The 16098-nt window shown below is 67.7% G+C and carries 18 protein-coding genes and 1 tRNA gene; 10 read left to right on the top strand and 9 right to left on the bottom strand.

Translation table 11 applies throughout. The annotated features are described in order from the left end of the window. Positions 1–44: 44 nt before the first annotated feature. On the bottom strand, positions 45–1361 hold the full coding sequence (locus V8J38_RS07840; protein WP_291774712.1) for a dicarboxylate/amino acid:cation symporter: 1317 nt from the start codon (positions 1359–1361) through the stop codon (positions 45–47). A 33-nt stretch (positions 1362–1394) separates the two neighbouring features. Then, a complete protein-coding gene (locus V8J38_RS07835; protein WP_291774709.1) occupies positions 1395–2501 on the bottom strand; it encodes an amino acid ABC transporter substrate-binding protein in 1107 nt (368 codons plus the stop codon). A 78-nt stretch (positions 2502–2579) separates the two neighbouring features. Here V8J38_RS07835 and metC point away from each other — a divergent pair, with 78 nt between their 5' ends. Continuing rightward, a complete protein-coding gene (metC, locus tag V8J38_RS07830) occupies positions 2580–3773 on the top strand; it encodes a cystathionine beta-lyase (protein WP_338578608.1) in 1194 nt (397 codons plus the stop codon). Here the strand turns inward: metC and V8J38_RS07825 are convergent. From V8J38_RS07825 to V8J38_RS07815, 3 genes are all read right to left on the bottom strand, one after another. Continuing rightward, positions 3732–3808: transfer RNA gene (locus V8J38_RS07825), tRNA-Arg, on the bottom strand. The two genes, metC and V8J38_RS07825, sit on opposite strands and share 42 nt — an antisense overlap. 19 nt (positions 3809–3827) lie before the next feature. Beyond that, the gene (locus V8J38_RS07820; RefSeq protein ID WP_291774706.1) at positions 3828–4133 is read right to left on the bottom strand and encodes an ETC complex I subunit; all 306 of its coding nucleotides are present in this window, start codon (positions 4131–4133) and stop codon (positions 3828–3830) included. A 93-nt stretch (positions 4134–4226) separates the two neighbouring features. Next, positions 4227–4529, bottom strand: coding sequence for a sel1 repeat family protein (locus V8J38_RS07815; RefSeq protein WP_338578541.1), 303 nt, complete (start codon positions 4527–4529; stop codon positions 4227–4229). A 202-nt stretch (positions 4530–4731) separates the two neighbouring features. Here V8J38_RS07815 and V8J38_RS07810 point away from each other — a divergent pair, with 202 nt between their 5' ends. Together V8J38_RS07810 and V8J38_RS07805 are read left to right on the top strand one after the other, a co-directional pair. Further along, the gene (locus V8J38_RS07810; protein ID WP_338578540.1) at positions 4732–5289 is read left to right on the top strand and encodes an RcnB family protein; all 558 of its coding nucleotides are present in this window, start codon (positions 4732–4734) and stop codon (positions 5287–5289) included. A 153-nt stretch (positions 5290–5442) separates the two neighbouring features. Next, on the top strand, positions 5443–6453 hold the full coding sequence (locus V8J38_RS07805) for an RcnB family protein (protein WP_338578539.1): 1011 nt from the start codon (positions 5443–5445) through the stop codon (positions 6451–6453). A gap of 167 nt (positions 6454–6620) precedes the next feature. Here V8J38_RS07805 and gatB read toward each other — a convergent pair whose 3' ends face one another. Genes gatB through gatC form a run of 3 tightly spaced genes read right to left on the bottom strand, consistent with a single transcriptional unit; the run spans position 6621 to position 9886 of the window. Further along, positions 6621–8114, bottom strand: a complete 1494-nt coding sequence (gatB, locus tag V8J38_RS07800) for an Asp-tRNA(Asn)/Glu-tRNA(Gln) amidotransferase subunit GatB (RefSeq protein WP_338578538.1) — start codon at positions 8112–8114, stop codon at positions 6621–6623. A gap of 2 nt (positions 8115–8116) precedes the next feature. After that, the gene (gatA, locus tag V8J38_RS07795) at positions 8117–9595 is read right to left on the bottom strand and encodes an Asp-tRNA(Asn)/Glu-tRNA(Gln) amidotransferase subunit GatA (RefSeq protein WP_338578537.1); all 1479 of its coding nucleotides are present in this window, start codon (positions 9593–9595) and stop codon (positions 8117–8119) included. 3 nt (positions 9596–9598) lie between these two features. Continuing rightward, the gene (gatC, locus tag V8J38_RS07790; protein WP_338578536.1) at positions 9599–9886 is read right to left on the bottom strand and encodes an Asp-tRNA(Asn)/Glu-tRNA(Gln) amidotransferase subunit GatC; all 288 of its coding nucleotides are present in this window, start codon (positions 9884–9886) and stop codon (positions 9599–9601) included. Positions 9887–10057: 171 nt separating this feature from the next. On the opposite strand from gatC, the gene V8J38_RS07785 reads away from it, so the two are divergent. The 7 genes from V8J38_RS07785 (at position 10058) to dprA (ending at position 15885) form a co-directional block, all read left to right on the top strand. Beyond that, positions 10058–10357 (top strand): DNA-binding protein, encoded by a 300-nt coding sequence (locus V8J38_RS07785; RefSeq protein WP_291774686.1) that lies wholly within the window; start codon positions 10058–10060, stop codon positions 10355–10357. A gap of 98 nt (positions 10358–10455) precedes the next feature. Continuing rightward, entirely contained in the window at positions 10456–10920 is a 465-nt protein-coding gene (gene ruvX / locus V8J38_RS07780) for a Holliday junction resolvase RuvX (RefSeq protein WP_338578535.1), read from the top strand. Between the two features lies 1 nt (position 10921). Next, positions 10922–11845, top strand: coding sequence for an AEC family transporter (locus V8J38_RS07775; RefSeq protein ID WP_338578534.1), 924 nt, complete (start codon positions 10922–10924; stop codon positions 11843–11845). Positions 11846–11868: 23 nt separating this feature from the next. Continuing rightward, entirely contained in the window at positions 11869–12852 is a 984-nt protein-coding gene (locus V8J38_RS07770) for an aspartate carbamoyltransferase catalytic subunit (RefSeq protein ID WP_338578533.1), read from the top strand. Continuing rightward, on the top strand, positions 12849–14147 hold the full coding sequence (gene pyrC, locus V8J38_RS07765) for a dihydroorotase (RefSeq protein WP_338578532.1): 1299 nt from the start codon (positions 12849–12851) through the stop codon (positions 14145–14147). The genes V8J38_RS07770 and pyrC overlap by 4 nt, the downstream gene beginning before the upstream one ends. Positions 14148–14161: 14 nt before the next feature. Continuing rightward, positions 14162–14800 carry a glycerol-3-phosphate 1-O-acyltransferase PlsY gene (gene plsY, locus V8J38_RS07760; RefSeq protein ID WP_291774673.1) on the top strand — a complete coding sequence of 213 codons (639 nt, stop codon included), beginning with the start codon at positions 14162–14164 and terminating at the stop codon, positions 14798–14800. Continuing rightward, a complete protein-coding gene (gene dprA / locus V8J38_RS07755) occupies positions 14797–15885 on the top strand; it encodes a DNA-processing protein DprA (protein ID WP_338578531.1) in 1089 nt (362 codons plus the stop codon). Before plsY ends, dprA begins: the two co-directional genes overlap by 4 nt. On the opposite strand, the gene V8J38_RS07750 is transcribed toward dprA, so the two are convergent. Then, positions 15882–16067 carry a hypothetical protein gene (locus tag V8J38_RS07750; RefSeq protein WP_291774666.1) on the bottom strand — a complete coding sequence of 62 codons (186 nt, stop codon included), beginning with the start codon at positions 16065–16067 and terminating at the stop codon, positions 15882–15884. The genes dprA and V8J38_RS07750 overlap by 4 nt on opposite strands. Positions 16068–16098: the final 31 nt, after the last annotated feature.

Below are 16098 nucleotides of genomic sequence, written 5' to 3'. Positions count from 1 at the left end.
CCAGGGACAAGGCCGACGCAGGGCGATCCTGCGTCGGCCTTGTCCTAGGCGGCGGCCGGCGCTGCAGGCGGCTCGTCGGCGTCGGTATCCTCTTCCCCGCGCGAAACCACCGCCGCGACGACCAGGTCGCCGGTGACGTTCAGCGACGTCCGGCACATGTCCAGGAAGCGATCGACGCCCAGGATCAGGCCGATCCCTTCCGGCGGCACCCCCACCATGGCCAGGATCATGGCGATGACCGGCAGCGAACCGGCAGGAACCCCCGCCGTGCCGACGCCGCCCAGGATGCAGACCAGCATGACGATCACCTGCTGGCCCAGCGTCAGGTCGACGCCGAAGAACTGGGCCAGGAACAGCACCGTCACCCCTTCGAACAGGGCGGTGCCGTTCTGGTTGGCGGTGGCGCCGACGGTCAGGACGAAACGGGCGATCTTGCGCGGCAGGCCCAGTTCCTGTTCGGCCACGCGCAGCGACACCGGCAGGCTGGCGTTTGACGAGGCGGTGGAAAAGGACACCACCATGGCCTCGCGGATGTCGCGGAAGAACTTCAGCGGCGACATGCCGCCGAACAGCCAGATCACCAGCGGATAGACCACGAACATATGGATCGCCATGGCGCCCACGGCCACGGCCACGAAGGCGCCCAGACGGATCAGCAGCTCCCAGCCGAACAGGGCCGCGAGGTTGAACATCAGGCAGGCGATGGCGATGGGCGCGATGCGGATGACGAGGTTGATGAGCTTCATCATCACCTCGAACAGACCCTCGATGGTCTGTTGCAGCCGGTCGGTGGCCGGGCTCTTGGTCATGACCAGGCCGACGCCGAAGAACAGGGCGAAGACCATGACCGGCAGAATCTGGTTCTCGGCCGCCGCCGTGAAGACGTTCGACGGAATCAGGTCCAGGAAGAAGTCGCCCGCCTGCACCGAGGTCGGCGCGCTGCCGACGATGGATGCGGCCCCCGCACGCCCCTGATCCAGCAGCTGTTGCGCCAGGGCCGGATCAACCCCGTCGCCCGGACGGAAGACATTGACCATCACCATGCCGATAAGCACGGCCACGGCCGAAATGAAGACGGTGAAGCCCAGGCTCTTGGACCCCGCACGACCGAGAGCCTTCAGGTCGCCCATCTCGGCCACCCCGATGACGAGGGCCGAGAACAGCAGGGGCAGGACCAGCATGAACAGCAGGCGCAGGAAGATCTGTCCCGCCGGGCCCGTGATGTTGGAGGTCAGCCACTGCACCCAACCGACGTCGCCCCCGACGGTCAGATTGACGATGAGGCCGCCTGTGAGACCGACCAGAAACCCGATCAGCATCAACACATGAAGCGGCAGTCCGCGCTTGGCCGTGGTCTCCATCCGGTCCCTTCCCTATTCCCTCATCCCCTTGGACTAACGGACAGGAAGGCCATAGATCAACCCGCCAGGTCGTGATGACCATTGAGCATTCAGCCCGCGCTCCAGATCAAGCGACGACTGAGAGCCCAGATTCCGACTGAATATCTCACCGTAGTTTCCACCTGCGGAAACCGCGTCTTTCGCCCATGTTCTCGATAGATCAAGGCTGGGTCCAAAGTCACCTTCGTCGCCCAGAAGGCGACGCACTCTGGGGTCAGCGGAATTCTTGGACAGGTCTGCGACATTTGCGCGCGTCACGCCCAATTCCTCAGCCAGAATCAGGGCGTTGAGCGTCCAGCGGATCACCGCTGTCCAGCGATCGTCGCCGCTGCGCACCACGGGGCCCAGCGGCTCCTTGGAGATGACGTCGGGCAGGATGACGTGCTGCTGCGGGTTCGGCAGGGTCGTGCGGGCCGCCGCCAGGGCCGAGATGTCGGCGGTGAAGGCGTCGCATTCCTCTCGCGCATAGGCCTGCCGCGCCTCGCCCTCGGTCGCCACCACGACGGGTCGATATTCGATGCCCCGGCGACGGAAATAGTCCTCGACGTTCAGTTCGGTGGTCGAGCCCGACTGCACGCAGATGCGCGCGCCGTTCAGTTCGGCCGCGCTGCTCAGATTGAGCGAGCGCCGCACCATGAAGCCCTGGCCGTCATAATAGTTGATCCCGGCGAAGCTGAGTTGCGCCCCCGTATCCCGGCTCATGGTCCAGGAGGTGTTGCGCCACAGCACGTCCACCCGCCCGTCCCGCAGGGCGTCGAAGCGCTGCTCCGTCGTCAGCGGCACAAAGCGCACGGCGTCCGGATCGCCGAAGATAGCCGCCGCCGTCGCTCGGCAGAAATCGACGTCGAAACCCCGCCAGGCGCCTCTGTTGTCCGTATAGGCGAAGCCGACCAGTCCCTCGTGCACGCCGCAGTTCAAACGCCCGCGCTGACGCACGGCCGCGAGAGTGGGGCTGGGCTCCGCCTCGCCGGCGGCGACCGGCGCCTGGCGGGAAGGTTCGCGCGGCTCGGGCGCCTGTGGTTCAGCCGTCCTCTGACAGGCTCCTGTCGCCAGGAGCGCCGCCACGCCCGCCGCCGCCGCTCCGCCTCGCCATTTCCGCATCCGTTCCGCCGCTCCGTCTTGCACCCCTGAACAGTTTAGAGCCCTCTAGGCGCCGAACCGCAACCCGCCGGAGCCGCCATGCCGCCCATTTCCGACCGAACTCGGCTGATCGCCAGCGCCACCCGGCGCGGCCAGGGCCGCCGCCCGGTCAATCCACCGCTCGAACGCGCCTCGACCATGCTGAGCGACGACCCGGCCCGGATGCAGGATGGTTCGGACGGACCCGTCTATGGTCTCGACGGCACGAGCGCCGCGCGCGAACTGCGCGCCCTGCTGGCCCAGATGGAGGGCGGCGCCGACGCCTTCCTGGTCCCTTCGGGCCTGGCCGCCGTGACCGTGCCCCTGGTCGCCCTGCTCCGGCCTGGCGACGAGGTGCTGACCACCGACGCCGTCTACGGCCCGACGCGCCGGTTCCTGACGCGCCATCTCGCCGCGCGCGGCATCAGCGCGCGCTTCCACCCCGCCGACGCCTCGATCGAGACCGTCCTGGCCGCCCTGACGCCCCGCACGCGGCTTGTGCTGATCGAGGCGCCCGCCTCCCTGACCTTGGAGATGACCGACGTTCCCGCGCTGGCCGCCGCCTGTCGCGAGCGCGGCGTCCTGACCGTCATGGACAACACCTGGGCGGCCGGGCTGGCCTTCCGCCCTCTGGCGCACGGCGTCGACGTCAGCGTCCAGGCCCTGACCAAATACGTCGGCGGCCATTCCGACCTGCTGATGGGCGGCATCGCGGCGTGCGCGCCCGAGATCGTTCGCGCCATCGCCCACGCCATCGAAGACATGGGCTGGCACGTATCGCCGGATGACGCCTGGCTGGCGGTGCGGGGCGTCCGCACCCTGCCCTTGCGCTATGAAGCCCAGGCCCGCTCGGCTCTGGAGATCGCCCAATGGCTGAAGGCGCGGCCAGAGGTCGCCGACGTCCTTTATCCGCCCCTGGCCGGCTCGATCGGCCATGACCTGTGGCGACGCGATTTCGAGGGCGCCGCCTCCTTGATGGGCGTGATCATGAAGGGCGGCGACACGGCGGCCGCCCACGCCTTCATGCGCGCGCTCAGCCTGTTCGGCATGGGCTATTCCTGGGGCGGCTTCGAAAGCCTGATCACCTTTGAGACCCCGCAACTGGCCTATCGCGAACACGCGCCCGACCTGCCCGGCCAGTTGCTGCGCCTGCATATCGGATTGGAAGACCCCGCCGACCTGGTCGCCGATCTCGAGAAGGGTCTGGAGGCGTGGCGCGCCCTGCAGGACTCGAACCTGCAACCGTCCGCTTAGAAGGCGGGTGCTCTATCCGGTTGAGCTAAGGGCGCCGGGGGGCCGCAGTCGGACTCAGTGGGTCCAGGACTGCTTGCGGTTGGTGGCGAAGTTGTCGGCGTAGGCCTTGATGATGACCGGCGCCTCGTTCGGCTCATGCAGGCGGAAGGGGATGCCGTGGCGTTCGGCGTACTCGATCGCCTCTTCCCTGGTGTCGAAGGACAGGCGGACCTGGCCGTTCATGTCGGTCGAACTGGTCCAGCCCATCAGCGGATCGATCGTGCGGGCCGAAGCCGGCTCGAACTCCAGACGCCAGTCGCGCGTCTTGGCCTTGCCGGACTGCATCGCGGTCTTGGCCGGGCGGTAGATGCGAGCGAGCATGGACGGAATCCTTCGGACGGGGAACTCGCCGGGTGCATACCCCGCCGCCGCCGCCCGGTCCAGACGCCGAAAGGCTTCTCAGGCCGCCAAAGGTCAGGCCGCCAGAGACGATGAGCCCGCGTCGATCCAGCGCCGCGCGGCGCGCTGGGCTTCCGCGATCTCGTCGTGCTCCATCTCCTGGCTGAGGTCGCGGCGGTATCCCCTCGCCTCGAGCGACCCCTTCATGGCCGCCAGGTTGAAGATCATGTGAGCCGACACCCGGTCGATGGGGCATCCGTCCAGGCCGGCCGAATAGGCCAGGCCCAACCGGAACAGGGCATCGCCGTCCATGTCCGGCGTCGGCAACGGCAAGACCGTGCGGTCCGTCGGTTCGTGCGCCGTTTCGTGGGCGTTCATCGCTTGGTCCCTCCTGAGCAGCACCTTCTGCGCCGCCCTCGGAAACGCATTCAAATACCGGCGGTTTGAAATTAGCGTTAACGCGCCTTCCTCCCGCGCGCGGCGCGATGCGCAAGCTGAAAGCGCGGTTCAGGCGCCATTCATTCGAAGACGCCGAAGCTGGCCTTCAGACAGGGTTTCGCCGCTTCGAATGGAGTTGAATATGAACCGCCTCACCAAGGCCGCCGTCATCGCCCTGGCGCTGGCGACCACGGCCGCTCCCATGATGGCGCAGGCCCAGGATCGACACGATCGCCGTGAGTGGCGTCAGGATCGCCGTGACGATCGCCGCGAATGGCGTCAGGACCGTCGGGATGACCGGCGTGAATGGCGTCAAGACCGACGCGAATGGCGTCAGGACCGCCGCCACGACCGTCGCGACTGGCGCCAGGACCAACGCCGCCATGACCGCTGGAGTCGCGACAATCGCGACTGGTGGCGCGGGCGGCCGGAATTCCGCGACTATCGCGGCGCCCGGAACGGCTACTGGTACGCCCCCGGCCATGGCTATTATCGGGTCGAGCCGCGCTACTACGGCTATCGCTGGCGCACGGGCGGCTACCTGCCGTCGGCCTATCGCAACTACTACGTCAGCGACCCCTACTTCTATGGCCTGCGCCCGGCGCCGCGCGGTTATCGCTATGTCCACGCCGGCAACGACATCCTGATGATCGCTGTCGCGACCGGCCTGATCGCCAGTGTGATGAACAACGTCTATTAAGGCAGCGCCTGCTGTCTTTTCCGCCCCGCAAGATCCTGTCTTGCGGGGCTTTTTTCATGACAATGCTCTGTGATCGACGTTCAGCCGCAGTTCATGGGCCCTCGTGCATTTTCCTCCCAAGCCGCCCAATCTGGGCGTGCGAGGACTTTGACCATGAAACGTTCCCTTCTCATGTTCGCGGCGGTCTCCGCCTTCCTCGTGCCCGCCGCAGCACCTCTGTCCGTCCTGGCCCAGGACCGGCCCGAGCACCGTGCTCAAACGCGCGGAGACAGCCCGCGCCGCGCCGAACGTCGCGCCGCGCCGCAACGTGAACGCGGCGACATGGCCGTGCGCCCGCGCGAGCGCCAGGAAGCGCCCCGCCAGAATTCGCCTCGCCCGCAATCACGCCCCGATCAAACGCGGCCTCAAGCACGGCCGGACGGCCAACGGCCTCAACGCCCGACGGGTCAGCGTCCCGACTCATCAAGGCCGGATCGTCCGTCTCGTCCGGAAGCGCAACGTCCCAACCGCCCGGATCGACCGGACCGACCCAATCGCCCCGACTGGAATCGACCCAACCAGCCGGATCGGCCGGGACGACCCGACCGCCCGAACCGGCCCAACCGTCCCGACCAGTCGAGACCGGATCGTCCTGATCGTCCCGGCGCCAACCGACCGGACCGCCCCGACTGGAACCGTCCGAACCGACCAGACGCCAATCGACCGAACCGGCCGGATTGGAACCGTCCCGGCCGTCCCGACGCCAATCGGCCCAATCGGCCGAACCGCCCCGGCTGGAACGGAAATCGGGATCGCGACTATCGCGAATTCCACAACCGCTGGAACCGCGACCAGTGGCGCCGGGACTGGGATCGCCGTCATCGCAGCGACTGGTGGCGTCATGACCAACGCTTCCGGGGCTGGAACGGCGTGCGCATCGGCTTCTATTTCGCCCCCGGCTACGGCTACTACAGCGTGCCGCGCAGCTATTGGAACCGGCAGTATTACGTCGGCCAGTACCTGCCGGACATCTTCTGGCGCTATCAGGTGAACGACTGGCGCACCTACGGCCTGGGCTATCCGCCTCCGGGCACGCGGTGGGTCTATGTCGACAACGCGATCTATCTGATCGACGACTACGACGGCTACATCATCGAGGTCGTCCGCGACGCCTGGCGCTGGTAGCGCAAAACAGGAAGGCCCCGAAGAGCGATCTCCGGGGCCTTTTTCGTGCTGCGGTCAGAAGGCTCCAACGCAGCCTAGGTGTCGCTCAAGCAGCGAGCGACCGCGTCGCGAGCGTTAGCGACCAGCCGGGGGTTTGGGGGCCGCAGCCCCCAAGAACAAACCTTAAATCAAAGCCCCAGCTTTGATTTAAGGATGTCGTTCACCGCAGCCGGGTTGGCCTTGCCGCCGGTGGCCTTCATGACCTGGCCGACGAACCAGCCGATGGCCTGGGGCTTTTCGGCGACGGCGGCGGCCTTGTCAGGGTTAGCGGCGATGATCTCGTCCACCGCCTTCTCGATGGCGCCGGTATCCGTGACCTGCTTCAGGCCGTGCTTTTCGACCACCTCGGCGGGCGAGCCTTCGCCGTTCCAGACGTGGTCGAAGACCTCCTTGGCGATCTTGGACGAGATGACGTTCGTCTCGATCAGCTCGACCAGTTGGGCCACATGGGCGGCGGGCAGCGGGTTGTCGCTGAAGTCCTTGCTCTCCGCAGCCAGCCGGGCGGAGACCTCGTTCGTCACCCAGTTGGACACCAGCTTGGCGTCGCGACCTTTCGCGGCGGCCTCGAAATAGTCGGCCTTGGCCTGTTCCGAGATCAGCACGCCCGCGTCGTATTGCGACAGGCCGTACTCGCTCATGAAGCGGCGACGCTTGTCGTCCGGCAGTTCCGGCAGGCCGGCCTTGATCTCGTCGATCCAGGCCTGTTCCAGCACCAGCGGCAGCAGGTCGGGGTCGGGGAAGTAGCGATAGTCCTGCGCCTCTTCCTTGGAGCGCATGGAGCGAGTTTCACCCTTCACCGCGTCGAACAGGCGGGTCTCCTGCGTGATCGAACCGCCGTCTTCGAGGATCTCGATCTGGCGGCGCGCCTCATACTGGATCGCCTGAGAAATGAAGCGGAAGCTATTGACGTTCTTGATCTCGCAGCGCGTCCCCAGGAAGCTGAAGTCGCCTGTTTCCTTGAACTTGCCGTAGTTCCCGGCGCGGCAGACCGACACGTTCACATCGGCGCGCAGATTGCCCTTCTCCATGTCGCCGTCGCACGTGCCGAGGTAGATCAGGATGGTCCGGATCTTCTTGACGTAGGCGACCGCTTCTTCCGGCGTGCGGATGTCGGGGCGCGAGACGATCTCCATCAGCGCCGTGCCCGCACGGTTCAGGTCGACGTAGGACTCGGTCGGCGACAGGTCGTGGATCAGCTTGCCCGCGTCCTGTTCCAGGTGCAGGCGCTCGATGCCGACGTTGAAGAAGCTGCCGTCCTCGGCCTCGACCTCGACCACGCCCTCGCCCACGATGGGGTGATACAGCTGGCTGATCTGATAGCCGGTCGGCAGGTCGGGATAGAAGTAGTTCTTGCGGTCGAACTGGCTCTTCAGATTGATCTCGGCGCGCAGGCCCAGGCCCGACTTCACCGCCTGCTCGACGCAGTATTTGTTCAGGGTCGGCAACATGCCGGGGAAGCCTGCGTCGACCAGCGACACCTGCTCGTTCGGCCCGGCGCCGAAGCCGACCGCCGCGCCCGAAAACAGCTTGGCGTTCGAGGCGACCTGGGCGTGGATCTCCAGACCCATGACGATTTCCCAAGCGCCCGTGCGGCCTTGGATCAGTTTGGAGTTATCAGTCATGCTCACCACCAACGGTCCGGCTTGGCGACGAAGCCCGCCGCGTCTTCGAGGGCGCCCGCGACCTGGAAGACGGTCGCTTCGTCCAGGGCCTTGCCGATGACCTGCAAGCCCAGCGGCAGGCCGTCGGCGCTGAGGCCGGCGGGGACCGAGATGCCCGGCAGACCGGCCAGGTTGGTCGTCACCGTGAAGACGTCGTTCAGATACATGGTCAGGGGGTCGATCTGCTTGTCGCCGATGGCGAAGGCGGCCGACGGGGTGGACGGCGTCAGGATGGCGTCCACCTGACCCCAGACATTGTCGAAGTCCTGGGCGATGCGGCGACGCACCTTCAGCGCCTTGACGTAGTAGGCGTCGTAGAAACCCGCCGACAGCACATAGGCGCCGATGGTCAGGCGGCGTTGAACCTCCTTGCCGAAGCCCTCGGCGCGCGAGGTCGCATAGAGGTCGTCCAGCGAGGTGAACTCTTCGGCGCGGTGGCCGAAGCGCATCCCGTCATAGCGCGCCAGGTTCGACGACGCCTCGGCCGGGGCCACGATGTAGTAGGTCGGCAGGGCGTATTTGGTGTGCGGCAGGCTGATCTCGACGATCTCGCAACCGGCGGCCTTCAGCCACGCGACGCCCTGCTCCCACAGCTTCTGGATTTCGGCGGGCATGCCGTCGAGGACGTATTCCTTGGGCACGCCGATGCGCAGGCCCTTGACCGACTGGCCGACCGACTGGGTCCAGTCCGGGGTCGGGATGTCGAGGCTGGTCGAATCCTTGGCGTCGAACGAGCACATGGAGTTCAGCAGCAGGGCCGAATCCTTGACCGTCTTGGCGATCGGCCCGGCCTGGTCCAGCGAGCTGGCGAAGGCGACCATGCCGTAGCGGCTGGCGCGACCATAGGTCGGCTTGATGCCCACGGTGCCGGTGAAGGCGGCGGGCTGGCGGATCGAGCCGCCGGTGTCGGACGCCGTCGCGGCCAGGCACAGGTCCGCCGCCACGGCCGAGGCCGAACCGCCGGAAGAGCCGCCCGGCGTCAGGTCGGCGTTCGAGCCCTTGGACTTCCACGGGTTCTTCACCGGACCGAAGGCCGAGGTCTCGTTGGACGAGCCCATGGCGAACTCGTCCATGTTCAGCTTGCCCAGCATGACCGCCCCGTCGCGCCACAGATTGGCGGTGACGGTCGATTCATACGGCGGGACGAAGCCGCGCAGCATGTTGGAGCCGGCTGTCGTCTGCACGCCCTCGGTGCAGAACAGATCCTTGATGCCCAGCGGCGCGCCTTCCAGCGCCCCGCCCTCGCCCTTGGCCAGACGGGCGTCGGACGCACGCGCCTGCTCCAGCGCCTTGTCCGCCGTCACCTCGACATAGGCGTTCAGCGTCGGGTTCGAGGCCTCGATGTTGGTCAGGAAAGCCTGGGTCAGTTCTTCGGACGAGAAGGTCTTGGCCTTCAGGCCGTCGACGGCGTCGGCCAACGTCAGCTTGGTCAGATCGGTCATGACTTACTCCACGACCTTAGGCACGACGAAGAAACCGTCGGCGGACTTGGGCGCGTTGGACAGGACGTCGGCGACCTTGTCGCCGTCCGTGACCATGTCATCGCGCAGGCGCAGCGGCTGGGACACGTTGGAGGTCATCGGCTCGACGCCCTGCACGTCCACCTCGTCCAGCTGTTCGATCCACTTCAGGATGCCGTTCAGCTCCTGGGCCAGCGGCTCCAGGCGGTCCTCGGGGGTCTTGATGCGGGCGAGATGCGCAACCTTGCGCACCGTCGCGGCGTCGATGGCCATGCGGCCCTCCAAAGCATGAGAGTCTAAGGGGTCGGGATTAGCCTCTCGACGCCGCTTCGACAAGGATTTGGGTGCAGGCGCGAAATGAGCCTGGCCGTTGCGGCCAAACGCCCCCTTTTGACGGCTGCAACAGCGCCTAAGTATGAGAGGCGGATCGAAGGAGATGCGACCATGAAGATCACCGGCCCTCAAGTCCGCGCCGCCCGCGCCCTGGTGCAATGGCCGCGCGATCATGTGGCCCGCCTGTCCGGCCTGACGGTCGATGTCCTCGCGGACTTCGAGCGCGAGAACGTCGATCCCGGCGACGAGGCCCGCAGCCGCCTTCAAGCCGCGCTGGAGGAAGGCGGCGCCGTCTTCCTGCACGAGACCGACGGCGGTCTGGGCGTGCGGCTGAAGTTCACGCGCAAGGAAGTGCGCTCGATCCGCAGCATGGAGAACGAAGGCGGGCCGGTCGGGGACGACGACGTGTGAGTCACTTTCCCTCTCCGCTCATCCCGGCTGACGCCGAGATGAGCGGAGGAAAGGTCCCTCGCTTTGACACGCGCTCCATCTGGGCCTAACGCCCGCCCGTGCCTGTATTCGATCTCTCCGAACTGTCCGCCGCCTGCCCGCCCAACACCCCGTGGCTGGGCCTGGATCTGGGCGAGAACACCGTCGGCGTCGCCGCCTCCGACGCCGGGCGCATCATCGCCAGCCCGCTGGAGCTGATCCGCAAGACCAAATTCACCCAGGACGCCGAACGCCTGTTCAAGATCATGGACGGCCGCAACGTCTCGGCCCTGATCATCGGCCTGCCGCTGAACATGGACGGGACCGAGGGGCCGCGCGCCCAGTCGTGCCGCGCCTTCGCCCGCAATCTGGAGCGGTTCCGGCCGGTCAACGTCGCCTTTCAGGACGAGCGGCTGTCGACCACCGCCGTCGAGCGGTTCCTGATCGACGAGTTGGACCTGACCCGCAAGCGCCGCGCCGATGTGGTGGACCGCACCGCCGCCGCCTGGATCCTGCAAGGCGCGCTGGACCGGCTGCGCGACTGAGATGACGGCCCTCCTCTCGGGCGTCCTGCCGGTCTTCCTGCTTCTGGCGCTCGGTTATGGGCTGAAGAAATCGGACTATCTGCCTGACGCCGCCTGGCGGCCGATCGAGAAGCTGGCCATCAATGTCCTTTATCCCGGCTTCCTGATCCCGGCGATCTGGAACGCCGACCTGTCGGGATCGGCCGCGGGCGCGGCGGGCGCCGCCGCCGTCACCGTGTCGATCATCGTCTCGACCCTGACCCTCCTGTCCAAGCCCCTGTTGCCCCTCAGCGGCCCGGCCTACACCAGCGTCTTCCAGGGCATGATCCGCTGGAACAGCTTCGTCTTCCTGCCGGTCGTGCAGGCGGTGTTCGGGGCGGAGGGCGTCGGCCTGGCCGCCGTGGTCATCGCCGCCATGATCCCGGTCAGCAACATCCTGAGCGTCATCGTCCTGGCCAAGTGGGGCGCGGACCAGCGCGGCGCCTCGCCCAAGGCTCTGTTCCGGGCGATGATGTCCAATCCCATCCTTCTGGCCTGTCTGGCGGGGCTGGCGCTGAATTTTTCTGGCGCGCCAAGGCCGCCGGGCGTAGCCGAAACGCTGCAACTGCTGGGATCGGCCGCCCTGCCTCTGGGTCTGATCGTGGCGGGCGCAGGTCTCAGCTTCCGCGAACTGGCGCGTACCCGCGTCACGGTGAGCGCCGTCGTGGTGGTCAAGATGATCGTGACGCCGCTGGCCATGTGGCAGTTGGCGCGCCTGTACGGCGGCGATGAACTGGCGCAGGGAATCGCCCTGCTGTGCGGCGCGGCGCCCGGCGCCGCCTCGGCCTATGTGCTGGCGCGCCAGATGGGCGGCGACGCGCCGTTGATGGCCGGCATCATCGCGGCGACGACGGTATTCTCCGTGATCGGCATCCCCATGGCGCTGCTGCTATTCCATCTGGCCTGAGTCCCGCCTATTACGGCGTCTCAATGACCCACGCTGCGCCTGTCACCGATCTCATCAAGGAACGGCTGACGCCGTTTCCTCGCGACCACTTCCTCGCCGCCGGAGACCTCCATCCGCCGGCCGCCTTGGCCTTGCTGGACCTGGCCGACGCCTTCGTCGACTTTAACAGGCAGTCAGCCAAGGGCGTGGACCTGATGCGCGGCCAGACGGTCGTGAACCTGTTCTTCGAGAACTCGACGCGAACCAGTTCCTCCTTCGAGATCGCGGCCAAGCGTCTGGGCGCCGATGTCGTGACCATGCCGGTCGCCTCGTCCTCGGTGAAGAAGGGCGAGACGCTGATCGACACCGCCGTGACGCTGAACGCCATGAAGCCGGAGATTCTGGTGGTGCGCCACGCTTCTTCCGGCGCGGTGGACCTGCTGTCGCAGAAAGTCGGCTGCGCGGTCGTCAACGCGGGCGACGGACGACATGAGCACCCGACGCAGGCTCTGCTGGACCTGCTGTCTCTGCGCCGCGCCTTCGGCGACGTGGGCGGACTGACCGTGGCCATCTGCGGCGACATCGCCCACAGCCGCGTGGCGCGCTCGAACGTCGCCCTGCTGCAGATGATGGGCGCGCGGGTGCGGCTGATCGGACCTCCGACGCTGGTGCCCGGCGACGCCGACCGCTGGGGCTGCGAGGTCTTCCACGACATGAAGGAGGGTCTGGCCGGTTGTGACGTGGTGATGATGCTGCGCCTTCAGCTGGAACGGATGGCGGGCGCCCTGATCCCCTCGACGCGCGAGTATTTCCGCTTCTGGGGTCTGGATCGCGAAAAGCTGGCCTGGGCCGCGCCGAACGCCAAGGTCATGCACCCCGGCCCGATGAACCGGGGCGTGGAGATCGATTCCGACGTGGCCGACGATCTGAGCGTCTCCCTGATCCAGGATCAGGTCGAGATGGGCGTCGCCGCCCGCATGGCCGTTCTGGCCGCCCTCGCCCACCGCCGCGCGGGAGGCGCCGCATGACCGCCTCTCAACAGCCCATCGCTATCATCAACGCCCGCCTGCTGGACCCGGCCAGCGATTATGACGGCCCCGGCGCGGTCCTGATCGAGAACGGCCGCATCGTCGAGGTCATCCACGGACAGGCCACCCAACGCCCGGAGGGGGTGCAGATCATCGACGCCGAGGGCCGCTGTTTGGCGCCCGGCCTGATCGACATTCGGGTCAAGACGGGCGAGCCCGGCAATGAGCCCAAGGAGACGCTGAAGTCGGCCAGCCTGTCGGCGGCGGCGGGCGGCGTCACCACCATCGTCGTCCAGCCCGACACCGACCCGGCCATCGACGACCCCGCCCTGATCGACCACATCCAGCGGCGCGGCGCCGCGCTGGACCTGGTCCACGTCCGCGCGGCGGGCGCGGCCACGCAAGCCCGCGACGGCGAGCGCATGGCCGAGATCGGCCTGATGCATGAAGCGGGCGCCCTGTACTTCACCGACGGCGACCGGGTGATCCGCAACACCCGCACCCTGCAACGGGTGATGAGCTACGCCGCCTCGTTCAACGCCCTGATCGCCTGCCGTCCGACCGAGCCGTGGCTGTCGGAGGGCGCGGTCGCGACCTCGGGCGAACTGGCGACCCGACTGGGCCTGTCCGGCGCGCCCGCTATCGCCGAGCGCATCCAGTTGGAGCGCGACCTGGCCCTGGTCGAACAGACCGGCGCGCGTTTCCTGATCGACCAGATATCGACCGAGGGCGCGCTGGAGACGCTGGCCCGCGCTCGTGCGCGAGGGCTGGAGGTCGCGGCCTCGGCCTCGATCAACCACCTGTGCTTCAACGAGATCGACATCGGCGATTACCGGACCTTCTACCGGCTGGACCCGCCCTTGCGCGCCGAGAGCGACCGGCAGGCCCTGGTCGAGGCGGTGCGCGACGGCCTGATCGACGTCATCACCTCGGCCCACTGTCCAGAACCGGCCGAGAACAAGCGCCGCCCCTTCGCCGAGGCCGAGCCGGGCGCCGTGGGTCTGGAGACCCTGCTGCCCGCCGCCCTGACGCTGCACCACGAATACGGCGTCGATCTGCTGGACGTGCTGCGGCCGATGACACAGGGCCCGGCCGCCCTGCTGGGGCTGGAGGCCGGAGAGCTGTCGCAAGGCGCGCCCGCCGATCTGGTGCTGTTCGACGCCGGGGCGCCGGTGGTGGTCGACGCCGCGACGCTTCGCTCCAAGTCGAAGAATTCGCCCTTTGACGGGCGGCGACTGCAAGGGAAGGTCTTGCTCACCGTCGTTTCGGGCCGCATCGTCCACGACGCACGTTAAGGGGAGCGAATCACTTGCACGATCTGACGGGGCCGGCGCTCCTTACGCTCGGGCTTGTGGCTGTCGGCGGATACCTGCTGGGCTCCATTCCGTTCGGCGTGGTCCTGACCCGCGCGGCGGGCGCGGGCGACGTGCGCAATATCGGCTCGGGCAATATCGGCGCGACCAACGTCCTGCGTACCGGGCGCAAGGATCTGGCCATCGCCACCCTGGTCCTGGACGCAGGCAAGGGCGCGGTCGCCCTGCTGATCGCGCGGCATCTGCTGGGCAGCGACGCGGCGGGCGCCATCGCCGGCGGCGCGGCCTTCCTGGGCCACCTGTTCCCTGTCTGGCTGGGGTTCAAGGGCGGCAAGGGGGTGGCGACCTTCTTCGGCCTGATCCTGGCCGCGTGCTGGCCTCTGGGCCTGCTGGCGGCGGCGACCTGGCTGATCATGGCCTTCGCTCTGCGCTATTCCTCGCTGTCGGCTCTGGTGGCGGCCGCGCTGACGCCGCTCTACGCCCTGCTGCCCCTGCCCGCGCTGGGCCTGCCGGCGCCGCAGCCCATCTTCATCATGGCGGTGTTCACCGCCGTGCTGATCTTCATCCGCCACCATGAGAACATCGGCCGCCTGTTGAAGGGCGCCGAGCCCAAGATCGGGGCGAAGAAGGCGTGACGCCCCTGTCGGAGGCCGAGCGTTTCGCCCGCCTCCGGCTCGCCCGGACCGACCGCGTCGGCCCCGTGGCCTTTTCCCAGTTGTTGCAACGGTTCGGGTCCGCCGAACGCGCGCTGGACGCCCTGCCTGACCTGATCCGCAGTCGAGGGCGCAGCGGCTATTCCATCCCGGCGCCCGAAACCGTCGAGGCCGAACTGGAGGCGGGCGCCCGCATCGGCGCCCAACTGATCCTATGGGGCGAATCCGCCTACCCTGAGGCGCTCGCCGCCGTCGATCCGCCACCGCCCCTGCTTTGGACCTTGGGCGATCCGTCGCTGATGCAGCGGCCCTGCATAGCCATCGTCGGCGCGCGCATCGCCTCGGCGGGCGGGCAACGCATCGCGCGCGGCCTGGCCCAGCAACTGGGCGAAAGCGGCCACGTCGTCGTCTCGGGTCTGGCGCGAGGGGTGGATGCGGCGGCGCATCTGGGCGCGCTGGAAACCGGCACGGTCGCGGTGCTGGGCGGCGGGGTGGACGACGTCTATCCGTCCGACAACGCCGACCTGTATCGCCAGATCGTCGAGCGCGGCTGCATCGTCTCGGAAAGCCCCGTCGGCGCGCGAGCGCAGGCGCGCGACTTCCCGCGCCGCAACCGCATCATCTCGGGCCTGTCGCGCGGCGTGGTGGTGGTCGAGGCCGAAATCCGTTCCGGCTCCCTGATCACCGCCCGACTGGCGGGCGAGCAGGGCCGCGATGTCTTCGCCGTGCCCGGATCGCCGCTGGACCCTCGCTCCAAAGGCCCCAACGAACTGCTGCGGCAAGGCGCCATCCTGTGCGAGGGGATCGAGGACATCGAGCGGGCCTTCGCGTCCTTGCGGACCCTGCGCGAACCGCCCGCTGATTCGCCGTTCGGCGCCGGATCGCCGGATCAGGTCGACGATGCAGTTCTGGACCGCGTCGAGGCCCTGCTGTCGCCAACGCCCATCGGCCGCGACGAACTGGCGCGCGCCGCCAGGCTATCGATTGCAGAAACGGCCGCCGCCCTGCTGGAGCTTCACCTCGCAGGCCGGGCGACGCTGCTGCCCGGCGGTCTGGCCTCGACCTAGGCGGGGGCCGTCCGGCGGGCCAGATCCGCCGCGCTTTCAAGAAGTCCGGCCAATCGCTCATCCCCGTCCCAGCGGGCCATTCCGGCTAGTTCCGTAGCCATGGCGGCCACGTATTCGCGGACCGGATAGTCCGTCAGATCAGGGCTCGCCGCCTTGCGGCGTCGCTGCGCTGTCTTGTTCATCGTCAACCCTCCCGAGAACGTCTGAGAGGAA

The sequence above is a fragment of the Brevundimonas olei genome, from assembly GCF_037055245.1.
GTDB classification, from domain to species: Bacteria; Pseudomonadota; Alphaproteobacteria; order Caulobacterales; family Caulobacteraceae; genus Brevundimonas; species Brevundimonas olei.
This window is presented reverse-complemented; position numbering and strand designations above follow the sequence as displayed.

Coding starts and splice junctions, on each gene's coding strand:
- V8J38_RS07840 (WP_291774712.1), bottom strand. CDS start 1,361: ATGGAGACCACGGCCAAGCGCGGACTGCCGCTTCATGTGTTGATGCTG.
- V8J38_RS07835 (WP_291774709.1), bottom strand. CDS start 2,501: ATGCGGAAATGGCGAGGCGGAGCGGCGGCGGCGGGCGTGGCGGCGCTC.
- metC (WP_338578608.1), top strand. CDS start 2,580: ATGCCGCCCATTTCCGACCGAACTCGGCTGATCGCCAGCGCCACCCGG.
- V8J38_RS07820 (WP_291774706.1), bottom strand. CDS start 4,133: ATGCTCGCTCGCATCTACCGCCCGGCCAAGACCGCGATGCAGTCCGGC.
- V8J38_RS07815 (WP_338578541.1), bottom strand. CDS start 4,529: ATGAACGCCCACGAAACGGCGCACGAACCGACGGACCGCACGGTCTTG.
- V8J38_RS07810 (WP_338578540.1), top strand. CDS start 4,732: ATGAACCGCCTCACCAAGGCCGCCGTCATCGCCCTGGCGCTGGCGACC.
- V8J38_RS07805 (WP_338578539.1), top strand. CDS start 5,443: ATGAAACGTTCCCTTCTCATGTTCGCGGCGGTCTCCGCCTTCCTCGTG.
- gatB (WP_338578538.1), bottom strand. CDS start 8,114: ATGACTGATAACTCCAAACTGATCCAAGGCCGCACGGGCGCTTGGGAA.
- gatA (WP_338578537.1), bottom strand. CDS start 9,595: ATGACCGATCTGACCAAGCTGACGTTGGCCGACGCCGTCGACGGCCTG.
- gatC (WP_338578536.1), bottom strand. CDS start 9,886: ATGGCCATCGACGCCGCGACGGTGCGCAAGGTTGCGCATCTCGCCCGC.
- V8J38_RS07785 (WP_291774686.1), top strand. CDS start 10,058: ATGAAGATCACCGGCCCTCAAGTCCGCGCCGCCCGCGCCCTGGTGCAA.
- V8J38_RS07775 (WP_338578534.1), top strand. CDS start 10,922: ATGACGGCCCTCCTCTCGGGCGTCCTGCCGGTCTTCCTGCTTCTGGCG.
- V8J38_RS07770 (WP_338578533.1), top strand. CDS start 11,869: ATGACCCACGCTGCGCCTGTCACCGATCTCATCAAGGAACGGCTGACG.
- pyrC (WP_338578532.1), top strand. CDS start 12,849: ATGACCGCCTCTCAACAGCCCATCGCTATCATCAACGCCCGCCTGCTG.
- V8J38_RS07750 (WP_291774666.1), bottom strand. CDS start 16,067: ATGAACAAGACAGCGCAGCGACGCCGCAAGGCGGCGAGCCCTGATCTG.